This is a genomic window from Methyloversatilis sp. XJ19-13 (genome assembly GCF_024580155.1).
GTDB lineage: Bacteria > Pseudomonadota > Gammaproteobacteria > Burkholderiales > Rhodocyclaceae > Methyloversatilis.
In genome coordinates this window covers 133,920-152,345 of record NZ_JANINH010000008.1, presented here as the reverse complement: position 1 = coordinate 152,345, position 18,426 = coordinate 133,920, and the positions used below count along the sequence as shown (strand labels likewise).

Sequence of the window (18,426 nt, the reverse complement as noted above, 5' to 3'; positions counted from 1 at the left end):
CTCCGCGCATACCGCTCACTCCGCCTTGATCATGAACACGATATACCGAACGTCTACCCCGCAAACCCCGTTGACGCGGGGGCGAATTTCAACAGCCTGCTAGGCTGTGATGTGAGTTTTCTGAGGCCCAACGTAGAAGTCACCGGCCCGCGTTGCTTGTTGCGCAGGTCCGGTGGAGTAACGAGCGGGACTCATTCTTAGGCGCCTCTTCCGATGAACGCCGAACCCCTCGACTGGCGGGCTCGGAGGCAATCTGCAATAAAGTCGGCAAGCTTTTCCGCTTCCTTCCACTTGTCCGTTCGGCGTGTGGCGTCGAAGTCCTCAGCGCGAACAACTGCACGCAATACGGAAACCGGCTGATCGCGTAGCCAAAGTCGGAAGTCCATTTCCTCGCGAGCGTTCCATTCCGAATGAATGTCTGGCAGGTGTTCCGGCGGGGCTGCCTTGGCGGCCTTCTTTGTAGCCGCTTTCTTCTCTGGCAGTTCGGATAGCAAGGCATCAAGTTTGCTCGAAAATTCCGGATTGCGCGCGGACTCCTCGGTGAGCAAATCTACCAAGCCGCGTAGCAAACCGATTAGTGCTTTTTCTTTTCGCATAGCTGCTTAATCTCGAGGGTAAGGCCATGTAACGCGTCATAGGCCGTGCCATATTTTCCTTTGAAAGTACGGATGTCGGCATCTACGTCTGCGCCACGAGCGACTGCGACCGTCTGCGGAATATCGTTTTTAAATAGTGGCGGTTGTGGCAGTCCGCCAGGTTCGCTAAACCTGCCTAGCCGTTTGGCTTTCAGATCAGCGATAACCCGCACATGCAGGTTGTTCGCTTGCACCTTTGTAGCTACGATCCCGAGGGGTGGAATTGGTAGCCCAATATCCTGCGCGAAGCGCTCCACGTTCTCGACGATCTGGTAAATGCCCCAAGTGGAAACGATGTCGGGGATGGTGGGAATGACGTATCCGGTGGAGATTCGCAATCCGTTCTTGGTCACGGTGCCAAGGCTCGGTGGACAATCAATAATGATGTAGTCGTAGCGATCGATCACTGGCTGAATGGCAGCCCGCAGGATTTCAAGCGGGTTGGCAGTGAAGTTGCCGGACAGCGCAATCATTGGAATTCGGTCTTGGAGGTCGATAAGCCGAATGCTCGAAGGCAGTAGATCAAGTCGTGAAATGCCATCATTGATTGTCGACACTTGGCGGGCAATAGCTTTCTCAATATCGAACTTCGGCGCATTGTGCGGATTTAGTCGATCCTCAAAAAGTTGGGCGATCGTTCGACCGTCTTTGTCCATCTCGGCCCACTGCTCTTCGGAGATTAGAGTGACAGTTGCGTTCGTCTGCGGGTCGAGGTCGATCAGAAGGACGTGCTTGCGCTCATCTTGTGCAAGCATCTCAGCTACGGCTACCGCTGTGGTGGTCTTCCCCACACCGCCTTTGAGATTGATGAAGCTCAGAACATGGGTTTCCTCGCCTTTGAAACTCTTGACCCAAGCTTCGATCTTCTCGCGTTCCCAAACGGGGCCGCTTTGAAGGTTTTGAATCGGACGCGGAAAGTGGTCATACCGCATGCGCCAGTTGCTAACAGCCTGCTTTGAAACCCCAGCTAAATCAGCGATCTCGGCTATTCCAAATAAGTTATTGGTGGACATGTGGCGACTCCTTTTTCGCGGAAAGTGAAGCACACGATACAACCGATATGTTTACTTCGTCAACATAATATTTGTTTTGTGTCACCTTGCCCAAGCCGGGGTATATAGGCGCCCAACGTGGGGTAGAAAAAAGGCGCAGCAGAGCGCGGCGAATGCCGCGATGGATGTCCGGATACATAAATGGATTCTTCGAGATGCGTTCGAAGGATTCTTCGACGCTATTCAGGAAGTCATCGCCCAGACTACGACGACACTCCTGATAGAAGGCGTAGCTGCTCGCAAGATCGCGCTCCGCTTCGGGGCGGACGAACACCTTGCAGCTCATGTCAGGCGCTCGTGATGCGCCGCCTTACGTCCTTCCAGTCATCGCCGAGGTCTGCATCCTGCGCCAGTGCGGCCAGCCGCTGATCGAGTACCGCCTGCTGTTCGGGCGTCACCGGGATGTCGTTTACCGAATCATGGACGCTGTCCCACAGCTTCTGCGCAAGCAGGATGCGTTCGCTGGTGCTCAAGTTCTGAATATCCATGAACTGGTTTCCTCCGGTGGACATGGCTTGAAGGATACCCCGAACGAGTCAGGCAACGGATCGACAGCGCGATGCGTCGGAAACAAAGAAAGCCGCCCGCGGGCGGCCTTCTTCGTTGACGTGCTGTTCCGATCAGAACAACCCCGACACCTTGCCGTTGTCGTCGATATCGATCTTCTCTGCGCTCGGTACCTTCGGCAGGCCCGGCATGGTCATCATGTCGCCGCAGACGGCGACGACGAAACCGGCGCCGTTGGCCAGGCGCACTTCGCGCACGTTCAGCGTGTGGCCGCTGGGCGCACCCTTGGCGTTGGCGTCGGCCGAGAACGACATCTGGGTCTTGGCCATGCACACCGGGAAGTGGCCGTAGTCGGCATTCCAGCCCTCTAGCTGCTTGCGCGCGGCGTCGGCGAAGGTCACTGCACCGGCACCGTAGATCTTGGTGGCGATGGTGGTGATCTTGTCCTGCAGCGTGGCGTTGGCGTCGTACACGAAGGTGTGCTGGCCGGGCGCGTTGTCGCAGATGTCGGCGACCATGCGGGCCAGTTCTTCGGCACCGGCGCCACCGCTCGCCCAGTGGCGGGCGATGACGAACTTGCCGCCGAGCGCTTCGATGCGGCTCTTCAGCAGCGCGATTTCAGCATCGGTGTCGAAGGTGAAGTGATTGACCGACACGACGCACGGCAGGCCGTAGTGCTCCTTGATGTTCTTCAGGTGGCGCTCGATGTTGCAGATGCCCTTTTCGAGCGCGGCCAGGTTTTCCTGGTTGAGCTCTTCCTTCTTCACGCCGCCGTGGAACTTGAGCGCGCGGATGGTGGCGACCAGCACGACGGCGGCGGGGTTGAGCCCGGCCATGCGGCACTTGATGTCGATGAATTTCTCGGCACCCAGGTCGGCGCCGAAGCCGGCTTCCGTCACGACGTAGTCGGCCATCTTCAGGCCGGCCTTGGTCGCGGTGACCGAGTTGCAGCCGTGCGCGATGTTGGCGAACGGGCCGCCGTGGATGATGGCCGGGTTGTTTTCCAGCGTCTGCACGATGTTCGGTTTGATCGCGTCCTTCAGCAGTGTGGCCATGGCGCCCTGCGCCTTCAGGTCGCTCGCATACACCGGCTTCCTGTCGCCCAGGGTGTAGCCGATGATGATGCGGCCGAGGCGTTCCTTCAGGTCGGACAGCGAACCGGCCAGACACAGGATGGCCATCACTTCGGAGGCCACCACGATGTCGTAGCCGTCTTCGCGCACGAAGCCGTTGGCGGTGCCGCCCAGGCCGATGGTGATCTTGCGCAGTGCGCGGTCGTTCATGTCGACCACACGCTTCCACTGGATGAGGCGCGGGTCGATGCGCAGCTCGTTGCCGTGGTTGATGTGGTTGTCGATCAGCGCCGACAGCAGGTTGTGCGCGGCACCGATGGCGTGGAAGTCACCGGTGAAGTGCAGGTTGATGTCTTCCATCGGCACGATCTGGGCGTAGCCGCCGCCGGCCGCCCCACCCTTCACGCCGAACACCGGCCCGAGCGACGGTTCGCGCAGGCAGATCATGGTTTTCTTGCCGATGCGGTTCAGCGCGTCGCCCAGACCGACCGTGGTCGTCGTCTTGCCTTCGCCGGCCGGCGTCGGGCTGATGGCGGTGACCAGGATGAGCTTGCCGTCCGGGCGGTCCTTCAGGGTGTTCAGGTATTCGAGCGACACCTTGGCCTTGTAGTGGCCGTACGGCTCGATCGCGTCTTCCGGGATGCCCAGCTTGGACACGACCTCGCTGATGCGCAACATCTTGGCCTGCTGAGCAATTTCAATATCGGATGCCATATCGGTTTTTTCCGTGTAGTCGAGATGTGGTCATGAATCGGATGCGGGCGCGACCGACGAGTGCCGATGCGCGCCCCCTCTATATCTATGCAGCGATCAGGTCGCCGCGGCGATGCTGTCGGCCTTGGCGATCAGCGCTTCGGCCATGCGGATGCTGGCGATGTCGATCAGGCGCCCGTCGAGCGACACCGCACCGCGACCTTCCTTCGCCGCCTGCGCCATCGCTTCGAGGATGCGGCGGGCCTTGGTCACTTCGGCCGCCGACGGGGTGTACACCGTGTTCGCCAGTTCGATCTGCGACGGGTGGATCGCCCACTTGCCTTCGTAGCCCAGCACTGCGGCGCGATTCGCCGCGGAAATATAGCCGTCCGGATCGTTGAAGTCACCAAACGGGCCGTCGATCGGGCGCAAACCGTAGGCGCGGCAGGCCACCATCATGCGGGTCTGCGCGGCGTGCCACGGGTCGGTCCAGAAGGCCTGGCGGTTGCCGGCTTCGTCCTTGTCGCTCAGCACGACGCTGTCCTTGTTCACGCCGCCGATGACGGTCGTGCGGGCGCGCGTCGAGGCGGCGTAGTCGGCCACGCCGAAGCTCATCGCCTCGAGGCGCTTCGACGACTGGGCGATCGCTTCCACATTGGCCATGCCGAGCGCGGTTTCGATCAGCACTTCGAAGCCGATGCGCTTGGTGCGCTTCTTCGCCGCTTCGATCTGCGTGACCATCATGTCGACCGCGTACACGTCGGCCGCCACACCCGCCTTCGGGATCAGGATCATGTCCAGGCGCGGGCAGGCTTCGACGATGTCGACCACGTCGCGGTACATGTAGTGGGTGTCGAGACCGTTGATGCGCACCATCATCGTCTTGGTGCCCCAGTCGATCTCGTTCAGGCCCTGGATGATGTTCTTGCGCGCCTGTTCCTTGTCATCCGGTGCAACCGCGTCTTCGCAGTCCAGGAAGATGATGTCGGCGGCCGACTTGGCGGCCTTTTCGAACATGCCCGGATTGGAACCCGGTACGGCGAGTTCGGAGCGGTGCAGGCGCGGTGTGGCTTGTTCGATGATCGTGAAGCTCATGGATGTCTCCTCCGGTGATGGTGCGAATGTTGAATGAATGCTTCGAAAGCGATGGATGGCGGTCCGTCGGTCAGCCGGTGGCGCCGAAACCGGCGGCCACGCAGTTGATCGACAGCAGCAGCGCCTTGCGGAATTCCTCCTTGCGGGCCGCGTCGTCGGTCTGGCGGTAGGCGCGCAGCAGACCGATCTGCTGCCGGCTGACCTGATTGACCACCGGCAGGCGGTGCGCCAGCTTCTGCCGGTAGTCCGGGAAGCGCTCGGCCAGCGTGCGCGAACCGGACAGCCGAAGGATCTGGCTGCAGGTGATTTCATGCTCGCGCACGATCATGCCGAACACCTCTTCGCGCACGCCGGCGTCGCCCACCAGCAGGCTGTATTCGCGCGCCAGTTCGAGATCGACCACGGCGAGCGTCTTTTCGACCTCGTCGACGATCAGCCGGAACAGCGGCGATTCGCTGAACATGCGTGCCAGCAGCGCCTCGCCGCTGGCCCCGCGCACGCGGGTGAAATTGGCCAGACTGGAGCCGACGCCGAACCAGCCGGTGATCAGGTGGCGGTTCTGCGCCCACGCGAACACCCACGGAATCGCCCGCAGCTCGGCCAGCGAACGCGCGCCGAAACGACGCGCCGGCCGCGAACCGATGTTGAGCAGCGAAATTTCGTCGAGCGGGCTGGCTTCCTGGAAGTAGCTCACGAGACCGGGATGGCCGATCAGGTTGGCGTAGGCGGCGTGCGCCGCGCCCGACAGGGCTTCGAGCGCGTCGTCGAATTCGGCCACCAGCGTGATGCCGTCGCTGCGACCGGACTTCAGCGCGTGGTCGAACACGCTGGCGGCCAGCAGTTCGAGATTGAACGCGGCCGTGCCCTTGTTCGCATATTTGGAAGAGATGACCTCGCCCTGTTCGGTCAGGCGGAAGATGCCCTGGATCGAGCCGGCCGGCTGCGCCGCAATCGCGCGCCCCGCCGGCACGCCGCCGCGGCTGACCGAACCGCCGCGGCCGTGGAAGAAGGCGATCTTCACGCCGGCTTCCGCGCCGACCGAGGTCAGCTTCATCTGCGCCTTGTAAAGCTCCCAGTTCGACGACAGGAAGCCGCCGTCCTTGTTCGAATCCGAGTAGCCGATCATCACTTCCTGCACGCCGCCGAGCGCGCGCACCGAGCGTTTGATCAGCGGCATGGCCAGCAGCTCGCGCATGATGGCCGGCGCGCGGCGCAGGTCGTCGATGGTTTCGAACAGCGGCATGATGGGCAGCGCACAGCGCTCGACGCCGGCCGGGTCGGCATACAGCCCGACTTCCTTGGCCAGCAGATAGACACCGAGCACGTCCGACACATTGCGCGTCATGCTCAATATGAAGCTGCCGAAGGCGTCGCGACCCAGGCGCGGCCGCAGTTCGGCGATCAGCCGGAAAAGGCCCAGGGTTTCGCTGGCCACTGCCGGCAGCTCGTCGAAGTCGCGCGCGCCGCTGCGCGGCTGCGCCAGTTCGGCCAGCAGCCAGTCGCGCCACTCGGCGCCGGTCTGCTCGGGTGCCGGCGCATCGGCCGGTTCGCCGCGGCTGGCGCGCCACAGCGCTTCCAGCGTCTGGGTGACGCGGGTGGAGTTTTCGCGCAGGTCGAGCCGCACGGTGCTGAAGCGGAACACTTCGACCTGGCGGCGCACCGGACGCACTTCGCTGCCGGCCAGCTCGGCCAGACCGCAGTCCGCCAGGCCGGTTTCCAGCGTGCGCAGATCGGCGATCAGGCGCTCGGCCGATTCGTAGCCGTGGCGCGCGCCGGCGTCGTTCGGCTCGCCCAGCGCGTCGGCGATGCTGTCGTCGAGCCGGGCCAGCATGCACACCAGAAACTGGCGGAACGGCTCGCCCGGATTGCGCGCGGCGATCGCATTGCCGTCGCTGCGCTCTTCCAGCGCCAGCGTCAGCGCGTCGCGGAAGTCGTCCGGCAGCGCAAGCGCCGCCTCGGTCACCGACAGGCTGCGCACCAGATCGAACACGCTCTGCCGGTGACGGCGCAGCGCGGCCAGCCGGCATTCGGTCAGCGCGCCGCGCGTGATGGCGTTGGTGACGAAGGGGTTGCCGTCACGGTCACCGCCGATCCACGAACCGAATTCGAGAAAGCCGGGCAGCCCGGCTTCGTCGGCGCCGAAGTGTTCGGCCATCGCCTCGTCGGCGCGCGCCAGCACATCGGGGGCGACGTCGAACAGGGTTTCGTTGAAGAAGTGCAGGCCCCAGGCGATTTCCTGCGACACGTTGGGCTTTTCCAGCCGCAGTTCGCCGGTCAGCCAGAGCAGCTCGATTTCATTGCGCAGCGTACTTTCGAGCGCGGTGCGCTCGCGCGGCGTCCAGCGCGGCGATTCGAGATCGATCAGCAGGCGGTAGATGCGGCGGTGCCGTTCCAGCACGGTCACCCGCTTGGCTTCGGTCGGGTGGGCGGTCAGCACCGGCCGCACCTTCAGGCCGGCGAAGGCGGCACGTACCGCATCGGCACTCAGGCCGGCCTTGCGGGCGGCGGCGAACACATGGGCAAATGTGCCGGGCAGGCATTCCCGCCCCTGCAGACGCTCGACTTCGCGTCGCTTGCGCATGCCGCCATTCTGTTCGGCGATCGACAGCAGCTGGAACAGGATGCCCTGCGCCTGGATGGCGCGGCCGAGCATCTGCGGCGACAGCCCGGCGCCAGAGGTGCCGCCGGACAGCACGTTCAGCAATTCGGGATGATGGCGCCGGACCACCTCGCGCAGCAGCGCGAACAGCAGGTCGACGGCCTTCTCGGAAAAATCGTGCCCCGGTGCATCGGACGACGCCGGGACGGAAACGGGATCACTCACCACGATGGACTTTCGCTGGTCGAGGTTGGGCACTGTCCGTCGGGCCGGAGCGGCCCGACGGACAGCGCAGCGCAGCGGATGGCGCCGGGATCAGACGTCGTTCGATCAGAGCTTCGCCATCATGGCGGCCACGGTCGAGCCCAGTTCGCCCGCACTCGGGGCGACCGACAGACCGTAGGAGCGCATGATTTCCGACTTTTCTGCGGCCGAATCGCCGGCGGCCGAAATGATGGCGCCGGCGTGACCCATGCGACGGCCCTTCGGTGCCGTCAGGCCGGCCACGTAGCCGACCACCGGCTTGGTCATGTTTTCCTTCACCCAGGCCGACGCTTCCGCTTCCTGCGGGCCGCCGATTTCGCCGATCATCACGACCGCCGTCGTTTCCGGATCTTCCTGGAACTTCATCAGGTGATCGAGGAAGGACGAGCCGTTGATCGGGTCGCCGCCGATGCCGACCGAGGTCGACACGCCGATGCCCAGCGCCTTCATCTGCGCCGCCGCTTCATAACCCAGCGTGCCCGAGCGCGACACGATGCCGACCGTGCCCTGCTTGTAGATATGGCCGGGCATGATGCCCAGCATGGCCTTGCCCGGGCTGATGATGCCGGCGCAGTTCGGACCGACCATCAGGGTGCGGCGCTCTTTCGGGTAGCGCATCAGGTAGCGCTTGACGCGCATCATGTCCTGCGCCGGGATGCCGTCGGTGATCGAACACACCAGCTGGATGCCGGCATCGGCCGCCTCCATGATGGCGTCGGCGCAGAAGGCCGGCGCCACGAAGGTGATGCTGGCTTCGGCACCGGTCGCCTCGACCGCTTCGGCCACCGTATTGAACACCGGCTTGCCCAGATGGGTCGAGCCGCCCTTGCCCGGCGTGACGCCGCCGACCACATTGGTGCCGTACTCGATCATTTCCTTGGCGTGGAAGCTGCCTTTGTCGCCGGTGAAACCCTGGACGATGATCTTGGTTTTCTCGTTGATCAGAATGCTCATGTGCGTACCTTCCTGAATTTGAATCAACCGGTCAGCTGGCTGCGTGCGAACGGGCGGCTTCGACCGCCTTCTTCGCCGCCTCGGTGAGCGAGCTGGCGCTGATGATGGGCAGGCCGCTTTCGCGGATGATGCGCTGCCCTTCCTCTTCGTTCGTGCCGGCCAGGCGGACGATCAGCGGCACCGTGATATCGATGTCGTTGCACGCCTGCACCACGCCCTGGGCGACCCAGTCGCAGCGGTTGATACCGGCAAAGATGTTCACCAGGATGGCCTTGACGTTCTTGTCCGACAGCACGAGGCGGAAGGAATTGGCCACGCGCTCGGGCGAGGCGCCGCCGCCGACGTCGAGGAAGTTGGCCGGTGCGCCGCCGGCGTACTTGATGGTGTCCATCGTGGCCATGGCCAGACCGGCGCCATTGATGATGCAGCCGATGTCGCCGTCCAGACCCACGTAGTTCAGGTTGTGCTCGGCGGCCTGTACTTCGCGCGGATCTTCCTGCGACGGGTCGCGCATGTCGGCCACGGCACGCTGGCGGAACATCGCGTTGTCGTCGAACGACATCTTGGCGTCGAGTGCCAGCACACGGTCGTCCTTGGTGACGACCAGCGGATTGATTTCGACCATGGTCGCGTCGAGATCGCGGAAGGCGCGGTAGGCGCCCATGATCGCGGTGACCGCACGCGACACCTGCTTGATGTTGAGCTTCAGGCCGAAGGCGATCTGCCGCGCCTGGAAGGCCTGCAGGCCGACCGCCGGCTCGACCACGACCTGCATGATCTTTTCCGGCGCGGTGTTGGCCAGTTCTTCGATGTCCATGCCGCCTTCGGCCGAGGCGATCACGCGCACCCGCTCTGCCTTCCGGTCGAGCACGATGCCCAGATACAATTCGCGCTCGAACGGCTCGGCGACTTCGACATACACCCGCTGCACCGGCTTGCCTTCAGGGCCGGTCTGCACCGTCACCAGACGCTTGCCGAGCAGCTCGCGCGCCGCCGCATCGACCTCGTGGTAGGTCTTGCACAGCTTGATGCCGCCCGCCTTGCCGCGCGCCCCGGAGTGCACCTGGGCCTTCACCGCCCAGTGCCAGCCACCCAGTTCGGTCGCCGTGTAGACAGCCTGATCCGGGCTGTAGGCCACGCTGCCGCGCGGCACCGGAACTCCGAAACCGGCCAGCAACTCTTTCGCTTGGTATTCGTGAATGTCCATGCTTCACCTTCTGTCAGATTGAATTCAGAGGACTGTTTGTCGCCGCATCACCGGCACCCCGACATCGGGCGGCACGGAGGTCCGGAACGCAAACCTATGGATTTGATTATGGGTGAGGCTGTTTGAATTAAGCTTCACTTATACTTATCCCGGCGATAAGAAAGTCCGATACGAGGGCTTGCGTTCGTACGATATAGTTGATTTGTCTTGTTTTAGTTCACGCGCCAACGCCCGAAACCGGGCCAGACGCTCACCTCCCCGAAAGGCATCCCATGTTTGACCCGAAACAGACCATCGCCCATTCCGATCCCGAACTGTGGGCCGCAATGGAAGCGGAGTACGCACGCCAGGAACACCACATCGAGCTGATCGCGTCGGAAAACTACGCCAGCCCTGCGGTCATGGAAGCGCAGGGTTCGGTACTGACGAACAAGTATGCCGAGGGTTATCCGGGCAAGCGCTACTACGGTGGCTGTGAGTTTGTCGACGTTGCGGAACAGTTGGCCATCGACCGCCTGAAGGCGCTGTTCGGCGCCGAGTTCGCCAATGTGCAGCCGCATTCGGGCTCGCAGGCCAACGCCGCTGTGTACATGTCGATGCTGCAGCCGGGCGACACCATCCTGGGCATGTCGCTGGCCCATGGCGGTCACCTGACGCATGGTTCGTCGGTGAACTTCTCCGGCAAGATCTACAAGGGCGTCGCCTACGGTCTGGATCCGGAAACCGAAGCGATCGACTACAAGCAGGTCGAAATGCTGGCGCATGAATACAAGCCGAAGATGATCGTCGCTGGCGCGTCGGCCTACTCGCTGCACATCGACTTCCAGCGCTTCCGCGAGATCGCCGATTCGGTCGGCGCATACCTGCTGGTCGACATGGCCCACTACTCCGGCCTGGTCGCTGCCGGCCTGTACCCGAGCCCGATCGGCATCGCCGACTTCGTCACCTCGACCACGCACAAGACGCTGCGCGGCCCGCGCGGTGGCGTGATCATGGGCAAGGCCGAGTTCGAGAAGCCGATCAACTCGATGATCTTCCCGGGTATCCAGGGCGGTCCGCTGATGCACGTGATCGCCGCCAAGGCCGTCGCGTTCAAGGAAGCCTCGACGCCGGAATTCAAGGCCTACCAGCAGCAGGTGCTGAACAACGCGCAGGTGATGGCTGAAACGCTGGTCGAGCGCGGTGTGCGCATCGTGTCCGGCCGCACCCAGTCGCACCTGTTCCTGGTCGATCTGCGCGCCAAGAACATCACCGGCAAGGAAGCGGAAGCCGCGCTGGGCCGCGCCCACATCACGGTGAACAAGAACGCCATCCCGAACGATCCGCAAAAGCCGTTCGTCACCAGCGGCATCCGCATCGGCAGCCCGGCGATGACGACCCGCGGTTTCAAGGAAGCCGAAGCGAAGCAGGTTGCCAACCTGATCGTCGACGTACTCGAAGCACCCAACGACGACGCCGTGATCGCGCGTGTCGTCGCTGACGTCACCCGGTTGTGCACCGCACTGCCGGTCTACGGACGCAAATAAGGACTGACCGTGAGCGCCATGAACGCCACCACCGACCGCCCCGATTCCTCTTTTTCAAGTTTTCAAGCCATTCATTTCAGGAGATTGTTATATGCGTATCGCAGGCCGTAACCATCTGTACGTGCCGGGCCCCACCAACACGCCGGACCGCATCCTGCGTGCCATGGTCGTGGCACAGGAAGACCACCGTTCGCCCAGGTTCCCGGAACTGACGCTGTCGGTTCTGGCGGACCTGAAGAAGGTGTTCAAGACCACCGAAGGCACCATCGTCACATTCCCGGCATCGGGCACAGGCATGTGGGAAGCCGCGCTGACCAACACGCTGTCGCCGGGCGACAAGGTGCTGTGCTCGCGCTTCGGCCAGTTCAGTCACCTGTGGGCCGACATGGCGCAGCGCCTCGGCTTCGAGGTGCAGGTCATCGACACCGACTGGGGCACCGGCGTGCCGTACGACAAGTACGAAGAAGTCCTGCGCGCCGACAAGGAGCACAAGATCAAGGCCGTGCTGGCCTGCCAGAACGAAACCGCCACCGGCGTGACGAGTGACATCGGCAAGGTGCGCAAGGCGATGGACAACGCCGGCCACCCGGCGCTGCTGATGGTCGATACGGTGAGTTCGCTGGTCAGCATCGACTTCCGCATGGAAGAGTGGGGTGTCGACTGCGCCGTGTCCGGTTCGCAGAAGGGCTTCATGCTGCCGGCCGGCATGGGCATCCTGGGCATGAGCTCGAAGGCGATCAAGGCGATGGAAGGTGCGACCTCGCGCCGCTGCTACTTCGACATCGGCGACATGCTGCGCAACAACGCGACCGGCTACTTCCCCTACACGCCGTCGATTCCGATGCTGTACGGCATGCGTGAAGCGCTCGACACGATTTTCGAGGAAGGCCTGGAAAACATCTTCGCCCGCCACGAATATCTGGCGAACGGCGTGCGCGCCGCGATCCACGAAGGCTGGAAGCTGAATCTGTGCGCCAAGGCGCCGGAGTGGTATTCGAACACCGTCAGCGCCATCCTGGTGCCGGAAGGGTTCGACGCCGCCAAGGTGATCAGCAATGCCTACGCCCGCTACAACCTGTCGCTGGGCGCCGGCCTGTCGAAGGTCGCCGGCAAGGTGTTCCGCATCGGCCACGTCGGTGACCTGAACCTGCTGTCGCTGATGAGCGCGATCGCAGGCGCCGAAATGTCGATGCTCGACAACGGCATCAACGTGACCCCGGGTTCCGGTGTCGCGGCCGCCTCGACCTGGTGGCGTACCCATACGCAGCAGGTAAAGTAAGGGCCCGCCGTCCGTTTTACCCCTCTTGAACGGCCGGGTTCGCCCGGCCTTTTTTGCATTTACAAACACTGCGAGGAAAAAGCATGTCGCAACACGTCGTGTTTCTGGATCGTTCGACGCTGAAAGCCACCGTGCGCCGGCCGTCGTTCGAGCACACCTGGGAAGAATACGAGACCACCTCCCCCGCCCAGGTGGTCGAGCGCCTCAAGAATGCGACCGTGGCCATCACCAACAAGGTTGCGCTGCGCGGCGACGTGCTGGCCCAGCTGCCGAACCTGAAGATGATCGGCGTCGCCGCCACCGGCTACGATGTGATCGACGTGCCGGCCTGCCGCGAACGCGGCATCACGGTGTCGAACATCCGCAACTACGCGGTGCATACCGTGCCGGAACACGCGTTCGCGCTGATCCTCGCACTGCGCCGCAGCATCCTGGCCTATCGGCAGGACGTGGAGCGCGGCCGCTGGCAGGAAGTGGATCAGTTCTGCTTCTTCGATCACCCGATCCATGACCTGTTCGACAGCACCATCGGCATTTTCGGCGAAGGCGCGCTCGGCCAGGGCACGGCGAAGATCGCGCGCGGCTTCGGCATGAAGGTGCTGTTTGCCGACCATGAAGGTCCGAAGGCGCCGGGTGTGGAATTCACGCCGGTCGAACAGGTGCTGGCCGAGTCCGACATCATTTCGCTGCACTGCCCGCTGACCGCGGACAGCCGCAACATGTTCAGCATGGCTCAGTTCAGGAAGATGAAGCGCAGCGCCATCCTGATCAACACGGCGCGCGGCGGTCTGGTGCATGAAGAAGATCTGGTGACCGCGCTGAAGGAAGGCGTCATCGGTGGCGCCGGCTTCGACGTGCTGACCAAGGAGCCGCCGAAGGAAGGCAATCCGCTGCTCGACCTGCGCCTGCCCAACTTCATCCTGACGCCGCACGTCGCGTGGGCTTCGGATGGCGCCATGCAGTTCCTGGCCGACCAGTTGATCGACAATGTGGACGCCTGGGTCAAGGGCAGCCCGGTCAACACCGTGACCTGAAAACCGTTCGCCGCGCCCCCGCCAGCGGTGCGGCGTTCATCGAGACAGCGAGAGACGACAATGAAAAAACTGCTTTATCAATTCGATACCGATGAACATCCGTCGGTATTCGACAACGTCGTGTGCAACGACGGCGGCGCCGATCACGTGATCGGCTACGGCGGCGTGCATCCGCACAACGTGGGTGCCATGGTCGATGGCGCCATTTTCACGCGCGCGCCGAAGGACAAGAAGAACACCGCGATCTTCATCGGCGGCAGCAACATGGCCGAAGGCGAAGCCCTGTTCAAGGCGGTGAAGAAGAAGTTCTTCAGCAACTTCCGCGTATCGGTCATGCTCGACAGCAACGGATCGAACACCACCGCGGCCGCCTGCGTCGCCTGGCTGGGTCACCGCGGTCCGCTGAAGGGCAAGAAGGTCGTCATCCTCGGCGGTACCGGCCCGGTCGGCACGCGCGCTGCCGTGATGCTGGCCAGCGAAGGTGCGACGGTCACGCTGGTGTCGCGCAAGCTGGCCACCGCGGAAGATGCGGCGAAACAGCTGAAGGCCACGTTCAACCTCGACGTCGGCGTTGCCGAAGCGGCCGACAACGATGCGCGCGGCCGTGCGATCGAAGGCGCCAACATCGTCATCGCGACCGGTGCCGGCGGCATCCAGCTGCTGGAAGAGCGTCACTGGAAGGACAACCCGACGCTGGAAATGATGGCTGACGCCAACGCCACGCCGCCGCTCGGCATCGAAGGCATCGACATGATGGACAAGGGCGCGGTGAAGCACGGCAAGATCGTGTTCGGCGCCATCGGTTTCGGCGCACTGAAGATCGCGCTGCAGCGCGCCTGCGTGGCCAGGCTGTTCGAAAGCAACGACATCACCCTGGATGCGCCGGAAATCTACGCAATGGCCAAGACGATGGTGGGCTGAGCGATGACCATGATCAAGGACAAACCGGTCACCACCTTTCTCGACGAACTGGCCAGCAGCGCGCCCACGCCCGGCGGCGGCAGTGCCGCGGCCATCATGGGCGGCATGGGTGCCGCGTTGGTCAGCATGGTGTGCAACCTGACCATCGGCAAGAAGGCGTACGCCGAAGTCGAAGGCGACATGAAGGACCTGCTGGCGCAAGCCGAAGGCCTGCGCGCCACGCTGACCGATTTCATCCGCGCCGACGTCGAAGCCTTCGACGGCCTGATGGCCGCCTACGGTCTGCCCAAGGACACGGACGAGCAGAAGACTGCACGCTCGGCCGCGATCCAGGACGGCCTGAAGATGGCCACCGACGCACCGCTGGCCTGCGCCCGCGCGTGCGCCGAGGTGATTGCGCTGAGCCTGATCGCGGCCGAAAAGGGCAACAAGAACGTCGTGTCCGACGCCGGCGTGGCCGCGCTGGCCGCCCAGGCCGCGCTGCGTTCTGCGGCGCTGAATGTCGACATCAACGTGCCCAGCATCAAGGACGCCGATTTCGCCGGCTCGCGCCGGTCCGAAATCGATGCACTGCTTGCGAAGTGGGTACCGGAAGCCGACCGTGTGGTCGAGGTGGTGAAGAGCAAGCTCTGAACCGTCAGTTCGGTCATCAAGGGGCGCCTGCGGGCGCCCTTTTTTTTCGGGCGAGCGCAGAGGTTGTCCGCGTTCGATCAGGCGCCGCTGTTGGGCATCGCTGCGCTCACCCCAACCTACGCCGGTGATCCGGCTGCCAAACCGCAAGCCCCATTTTTGCCGAGCAGCCACAGGTTGGGGTGAGCGCAGCGATGCCCAACAGAAATACGCCACACCTCGCCCCACCGATACCCCACACAAACCGCCCACCGACTCGCATCGCATCAACCTGTAGGTTGGGGTGAGCGAAGCGATGCCCAACAACAACACCCCGCCCCCCGCCTCACTGCTGCGCCTGCACCTGGGCCTGGGCCCGCGCAAGCCATTCGCGCATCGTTGCAAGCAATTCGCTGCGGCTGAACGAGCAACTGTCCTGCGAAAACAACCGGGCGGATTCGAGTCGCATCAGCAGGCCGTCGAGCACTTCGCGCCACTTTGCCGGCACATTCGCGTCCTCGACGCCGTGCAGGCGCCAGGTGGCGATCAGGGCATCCATGTCGATGCGCCCGGCTTCGAAATCGTCCAGCGACCTGCCCAGTTTTTCGTTCATCTGCATTCTCCGGAACGACGGTAAAACTACCCCTTGCTTGCAAGACCTTGTGCGCTTGCGCTTACAATCGCGCCCTGTTTGCATTGCAACAAGAGTGTAATGCGCAAAAAGCGTTCGGACGGCGATGGCGTATCCGCTCGTCCAGGGTGTCCTGATTCACCGCCTGCACAGGCAAACGGAAGCAAGCATGAGCATCTACAGCATCGACGACCAGCAGCCCGACATCCATCCTTCCGCGTGGATCGCATCAAGCGCGACCGTGATCGGCGAGGTGATGCTGAAGGCAGACAGCAGCGTCTGGTACGGCGCGGTCATCCGGGCCGACAACGACCGCATCGTCGTCGGCGAACGCAGCAATGTGCAGGATGGTGCGGTGCTCCACATTGACGAGGGCGTGCCGCTGACCATCGGCGACGACGTCACGGTCGGTCATCAGGCCATGCTGCACGGCTGCACCATCGGTGACGGTTCGCTGATCGGCATCAAGGCGGTGGTGATGAATCGCGCCGTCGTCGGACGCAACTGCCTGATCGGCGCCAATGCGCTGATTCCCGAGGGCCGCGTCATTCCCGACCGCTCGCTGGTGGTCGGTTCGCCCGGTCGCATCGTGCGCGAACTGAGCGACGAAGAAGTCGCAGCACTCATGTCCGGCTCGGCGCAATACGTCGAGAAGGCGCGCCACTACCGGACCGGGCTGAAGGTCGTGCCGCGCGACCAGGGTCGCGCCGACACCGAATGACACTTCAGTTCTGCCGCCCGGCGTCGATATTCCCCTGAGAACGTCACTCGCGGAGATCGACATGGCCGAACGCACCACCTTCTATTTCACCGGCGCGCACGCCCTGCCCGCCGTCATGGTCGCCTTCAACAGCGAAGCGGCCGGACTGGCCGTGCTGGCCTACCTCGCGCTGATCGGCGCTGCGCTCCTGTCGGCAATGGGCGACGAGCGCCAGCAGGCGGGTGACTGCGAAAACCTCGGCCAGCCGATCCGCATCGACACCGAAGAAGACCGGTCGGCACGGCGCAAGCGCTGACAGACGCCTGCAGCGCGCTGGTTATACTCCCGCATTGATCACATTGCGGGAGTCCCCCATGAAACATCCGTTCTGGCTGCTGCTTGCCGCCACGCTTTCGGTCGCCCAGGCCGCCGACCACACCGCCGTCGAACGCGCCGGCATCGTGGTTGACCTGAATGCCGAAGCGTCCCGCCTCGCCCCGAATGACCTCGCCCGCGCCCAGGCCTACATCGAAATGGGTGACGCCACGCCGAGCGCGCTGGCGAAGAAGGTCAATGCGGTCATGCAGTCGGCCATCGCCACGACCAAGCCCTACCCGAGTGTGAAGGTGCGCAGCGGCAACACCTCGACCTATCCGGTCTATGGCAAGAACGGCCGAAGCATCGAAAGCTGGCGCATGCGGTCGGAGCTGCTGCTCGAATCGAAGGACCAGGCCGCGATTTCAGAGCTGCTGGGCAAGCTGCAGACCCAGCTGGCGGTCGGCCAGCTGACGCTTGAACCGAGCGAAGAAGCGTCGCGGCAGGCCGAGAACGACGCGATCGCCGACGGCATTGCCGCCTTCAATGCACGTGCAAAGATCGTCGCCGAATCGCTCGGCAAGTCCTGGCGCATCCTGCACATGAACGTAAATCATACCGGCGGGATGCCGACGCCGCGCCCGATGATGATGCGCAGCAAGGCCGTCATGGCCGAAGCGATGGCCGACATGCCGGTCGAGGCGGGCGAATCGCGCGTCGCGGTATCGATCAGCGGACAGATCGAGATTGAGCGCCGGTAGTCGCAGGCTCACCGCCCATGTTCCGGCTTTTGTTCCGGCCCTCTCGCTGGCGCTGTGGCTCTCCGCCTGCGGCAGCCTGCCGGAACAGGCTGCGCTGCCGCCAGCAGGAACACCGGCCGGCGCGCCGGTCGAACAACCCGTTGCACCGCCTCGCCCGCCGGGCCGGATCCAGCTCGCCGACGACTCGCACGCGCAGGATGCGGTGATCTACGCGCTCGGCCTGATCGGCAACCATTACCAGTTCGGCGGTCGCAACCCGGACAGCGGGCTGGACTGCAGCGGCATGGTGAGCTGGATCTACGAACAGGTGGCGGGCGTGCGCCTGCCGCACAACGCGGCCCAGATCGCGAAGATCGCGCGGCCGATCGAGCGCAGCGCGCTGGCGCCCGGCGATCTGGTGTTCTTCAACACGAACGGCACGCCGCATTCGCACATGGGCATCTACGCCGGCGAGGGGCGCTTCATCCACGCACCGAGCACGCGCGGAAAGTACGTGCGGACGGACAGGCTGGACAGCGGCTGGTTTGCCGCGCGCATCAGCGGCCTGCGCACACTGCGGCGCGAAGGGTGA

General features: G+C 63.7%; 19 protein-coding genes. 9 read left to right on the top strand and 10 right to left on the bottom strand.

From position 1 onward, the window contains the following. Positions 1 to 197: 197 nt before the first annotated feature. The 9 genes from NMQ14_RS12550 to NMQ14_RS12510 all read right to left on the bottom strand — a co-directional run bounded on the left by NMQ14_RS12550 (position 198) and on the right by NMQ14_RS12510 (position 10,079). The gene (locus tag NMQ14_RS12550) at positions 198 to 596 is read right to left on the bottom strand and encodes a hypothetical protein (RefSeq protein ID WP_257096644.1); all 399 of its coding nucleotides are present in this window, start codon (positions 594 to 596) and stop codon (positions 198 to 200) included. Further along, positions 575 to 1,648, bottom strand: a complete 1,074-nt coding sequence (locus NMQ14_RS12545; RefSeq protein WP_257096642.1) for an AAA family ATPase — start codon at positions 1,646 to 1,648, stop codon at positions 575 to 577. The genes NMQ14_RS12550 and NMQ14_RS12545 overlap by 22 nt, the downstream gene beginning before the upstream one ends. Beyond that, a complete protein-coding gene (locus NMQ14_RS12540) occupies positions 1,635 to 1,973 on the bottom strand; it encodes a hypothetical protein (RefSeq protein ID WP_257096639.1) in 339 nt (112 codons plus the stop codon). Before NMQ14_RS12540 ends, NMQ14_RS12545 begins: the two co-directional genes overlap by 14 nt. Position 1,974: 1 nt before the next feature. After that, positions 1,975 to 2,175, bottom strand: coding sequence for an addiction module protein (locus tag NMQ14_RS12535; RefSeq protein WP_257096636.1), 201 nt, complete (start codon positions 2,173 to 2,175; stop codon positions 1,975 to 1,977). Between the two features lie 132 nt (positions 2,176 to 2,307). Beyond that, the gene (locus NMQ14_RS12530; protein WP_257096635.1) at positions 2,308 to 3,981 is read right to left on the bottom strand and encodes a formate--tetrahydrofolate ligase; all 1,674 of its coding nucleotides are present in this window, start codon (positions 3,979 to 3,981) and stop codon (positions 2,308 to 2,310) included. Between the two features lie 96 nt (positions 3,982 to 4,077). Further along, positions 4,078 to 5,055 carry a CoA ester lyase gene (locus tag NMQ14_RS12525; protein ID WP_069037546.1) on the bottom strand — a complete coding sequence of 326 codons (978 nt, stop codon included), beginning with the start codon at positions 5,053 to 5,055 and terminating at the stop codon, positions 4,078 to 4,080. 70 nt (positions 5,056 to 5,125) lie between these two features. Next, complete coding sequence (locus NMQ14_RS12520; RefSeq protein ID WP_257096633.1) at positions 5,126 to 7,879, bottom strand: phosphoenolpyruvate carboxylase; 2,754 nt, start codon at positions 7,877 to 7,879, stop codon at positions 5,126 to 5,128. A 105-nt stretch (positions 7,880 to 7,984) separates the two neighbouring features. Next, the gene (gene sucD / locus NMQ14_RS12515; protein ID WP_257096631.1) at positions 7,985 to 8,872 is read right to left on the bottom strand and encodes a succinate--CoA ligase subunit alpha; all 888 of its coding nucleotides are present in this window, start codon (positions 8,870 to 8,872) and stop codon (positions 7,985 to 7,987) included. A gap of 31 nt (positions 8,873 to 8,903) precedes the next feature. Beyond that, complete coding sequence (locus tag NMQ14_RS12510; protein ID WP_257096629.1) at positions 8,904 to 10,079, bottom strand: malate--CoA ligase subunit beta; 1,176 nt, start codon at positions 10,077 to 10,079, stop codon at positions 8,904 to 8,906. Between the two features lie 272 nt (positions 10,080 to 10,351). On the opposite strand from NMQ14_RS12510, the gene glyA reads away from it, so the two are divergent. The 5 genes from glyA (at position 10,352) to fchA (ending at position 15,472) form a co-directional block, all read left to right on the top strand. After that, positions 10,352 to 11,605, top strand: coding sequence for a serine hydroxymethyltransferase (glyA, locus tag NMQ14_RS12505; protein ID WP_257096626.1), 1,254 nt, complete (start codon positions 10,352 to 10,354; stop codon positions 11,603 to 11,605). Positions 11,606 to 11,696: 91 nt separating this feature from the next. Continuing rightward, complete coding sequence (locus tag NMQ14_RS12500; RefSeq protein WP_257096624.1) at positions 11,697 to 12,884, top strand: aminotransferase class V-fold PLP-dependent enzyme; 1,188 nt, start codon at positions 11,697 to 11,699, stop codon at positions 12,882 to 12,884. Between the two features lie 83 nt (positions 12,885 to 12,967). Further along, positions 12,968 to 13,918, top strand: coding sequence for a D-2-hydroxyacid dehydrogenase (locus tag NMQ14_RS12495; RefSeq protein ID WP_257096622.1), 951 nt, complete (start codon positions 12,968 to 12,970; stop codon positions 13,916 to 13,918). Between the two features lie 60 nt (positions 13,919 to 13,978). After that, positions 13,979 to 14,839, top strand: a complete 861-nt coding sequence (locus NMQ14_RS12490) for an NADP-dependent methylenetetrahydromethanopterin/methylenetetrahydrofolate dehydrogenase (protein WP_257096620.1) — start codon at positions 13,979 to 13,981, stop codon at positions 14,837 to 14,839. 9 nt (positions 14,840 to 14,848) lie between these two features. After that, positions 14,849 to 15,472: a methenyltetrahydrofolate cyclohydrolase gene (fchA, locus tag NMQ14_RS12485; protein ID WP_257096618.1), complete on the top strand. Its 624-nt coding sequence runs from the start codon at positions 14,849 to 14,851 to the stop codon at positions 15,470 to 15,472. Positions 15,473 to 15,794: 322 nt separating this feature from the next. Here the strand turns inward: fchA and NMQ14_RS12480 are convergent, their stop codons facing one another. Then, the gene (locus NMQ14_RS12480) at positions 15,795 to 16,061 is read right to left on the bottom strand and encodes a hypothetical protein (RefSeq protein ID WP_257096616.1); all 267 of its coding nucleotides are present in this window, start codon (positions 16,059 to 16,061) and stop codon (positions 15,795 to 15,797) included. A gap of 187 nt (positions 16,062 to 16,248) precedes the next feature. Between NMQ14_RS12480 and NMQ14_RS12475 the strand changes: the two genes are divergently transcribed. The 4 genes from NMQ14_RS12475 (at position 16,249) to NMQ14_RS12460 (ending at position 18,426) form a co-directional block, all read left to right on the top strand. Beyond that, on the top strand, positions 16,249 to 16,800 hold the full coding sequence (locus NMQ14_RS12475; RefSeq protein WP_257096614.1) for a gamma carbonic anhydrase family protein: 552 nt from the start codon (positions 16,249 to 16,251) through the stop codon (positions 16,798 to 16,800). Between the two features lie 61 nt (positions 16,801 to 16,861). Then, positions 16,862 to 17,095 (top strand): hypothetical protein, encoded by a 234-nt coding sequence (locus NMQ14_RS12470; protein WP_257096612.1) that lies wholly within the window; start codon positions 16,862 to 16,864, stop codon positions 17,093 to 17,095. 58 nt (positions 17,096 to 17,153) lie between these two features. Beyond that, positions 17,154 to 17,855 carry an SIMPL domain-containing protein gene (locus tag NMQ14_RS12465; RefSeq protein WP_257096610.1) on the top strand — a complete coding sequence of 234 codons (702 nt, stop codon included), beginning with the start codon at positions 17,154 to 17,156 and terminating at the stop codon, positions 17,853 to 17,855. Further along, entirely contained in the window at positions 17,842 to 18,426 is a 585-nt protein-coding gene (locus NMQ14_RS12460; RefSeq protein WP_257096608.1) for a C40 family peptidase, read from the top strand. Before NMQ14_RS12465 ends, NMQ14_RS12460 begins: the two co-directional genes overlap by 14 nt.

Bases quoted from the DNA above. Each gene is read 5' to 3' on its own strand.
- NMQ14_RS12530 (WP_257096635.1), bottom strand. From the start codon at position 3,981: ATGGCATCCGATATTGAAATTGCTCAGCAGGCCAAGATGTTGCGCATC.
- NMQ14_RS12540 (WP_257096639.1), bottom strand. From the start codon at position 1,973: ATGAGCTGCAAGGTGTTCGTCCGCCCCGAAGCGGAGCGCGATCTTGCG.
- NMQ14_RS12510 (WP_257096629.1), bottom strand. From the start codon at position 10,079: ATGGACATTCACGAATACCAAGCGAAAGAGTTGCTGGCCGGTTTCGGA.
- NMQ14_RS12525 (WP_069037546.1), bottom strand. From the start codon at position 5,055: ATGAGCTTCACGATCATCGAACAAGCCACACCGCGCCTGCACCGCTCC.
- NMQ14_RS12475 (WP_257096614.1), top strand. From the start codon at position 16,249: ATGAGCATCTACAGCATCGACGACCAGCAGCCCGACATCCATCCTTCC.
- glyA (WP_257096626.1), top strand. From the start codon at position 10,352: ATGTTTGACCCGAAACAGACCATCGCCCATTCCGATCCCGAACTGTGG.
- sucD (WP_257096631.1), bottom strand. From the start codon at position 8,872: ATGAGCATTCTGATCAACGAGAAAACCAAGATCATCGTCCAGGGTTTC.
- NMQ14_RS12550 (WP_257096644.1), bottom strand. From the start codon at position 596: ATGCGAAAAGAAAAAGCACTAATCGGTTTGCTACGCGGCTTGGTAGAT.
- NMQ14_RS12495 (WP_257096622.1), top strand. From the start codon at position 12,968: ATGTCGCAACACGTCGTGTTTCTGGATCGTTCGACGCTGAAAGCCACC.
- NMQ14_RS12545 (WP_257096642.1), bottom strand. From the start codon at position 1,648: ATGTCCACCAATAACTTATTTGGAATAGCCGAGATCGCTGATTTAGCT.
- NMQ14_RS12470 (WP_257096612.1), top strand. From the start codon at position 16,862: ATGGCCGAACGCACCACCTTCTATTTCACCGGCGCGCACGCCCTGCCC.
- NMQ14_RS12500 (WP_257096624.1), top strand. From the start codon at position 11,697: ATGCGTATCGCAGGCCGTAACCATCTGTACGTGCCGGGCCCCACCAAC.
- fchA (WP_257096618.1), top strand. From the start codon at position 14,849: ATGATCAAGGACAAACCGGTCACCACCTTTCTCGACGAACTGGCCAGC.
- NMQ14_RS12480 (WP_257096616.1), bottom strand. From the start codon at position 16,061: ATGAACGAAAAACTGGGCAGGTCGCTGGACGATTTCGAAGCCGGGCGC.
- NMQ14_RS12535 (WP_257096636.1), bottom strand. From the start codon at position 2,175: ATGGATATTCAGAACTTGAGCACCAGCGAACGCATCCTGCTTGCGCAG.
- NMQ14_RS12490 (WP_257096620.1), top strand. From the start codon at position 13,979: ATGAAAAAACTGCTTTATCAATTCGATACCGATGAACATCCGTCGGTA.
- NMQ14_RS12465 (WP_257096610.1), top strand. From the start codon at position 17,154: ATGAAACATCCGTTCTGGCTGCTGCTTGCCGCCACGCTTTCGGTCGCC.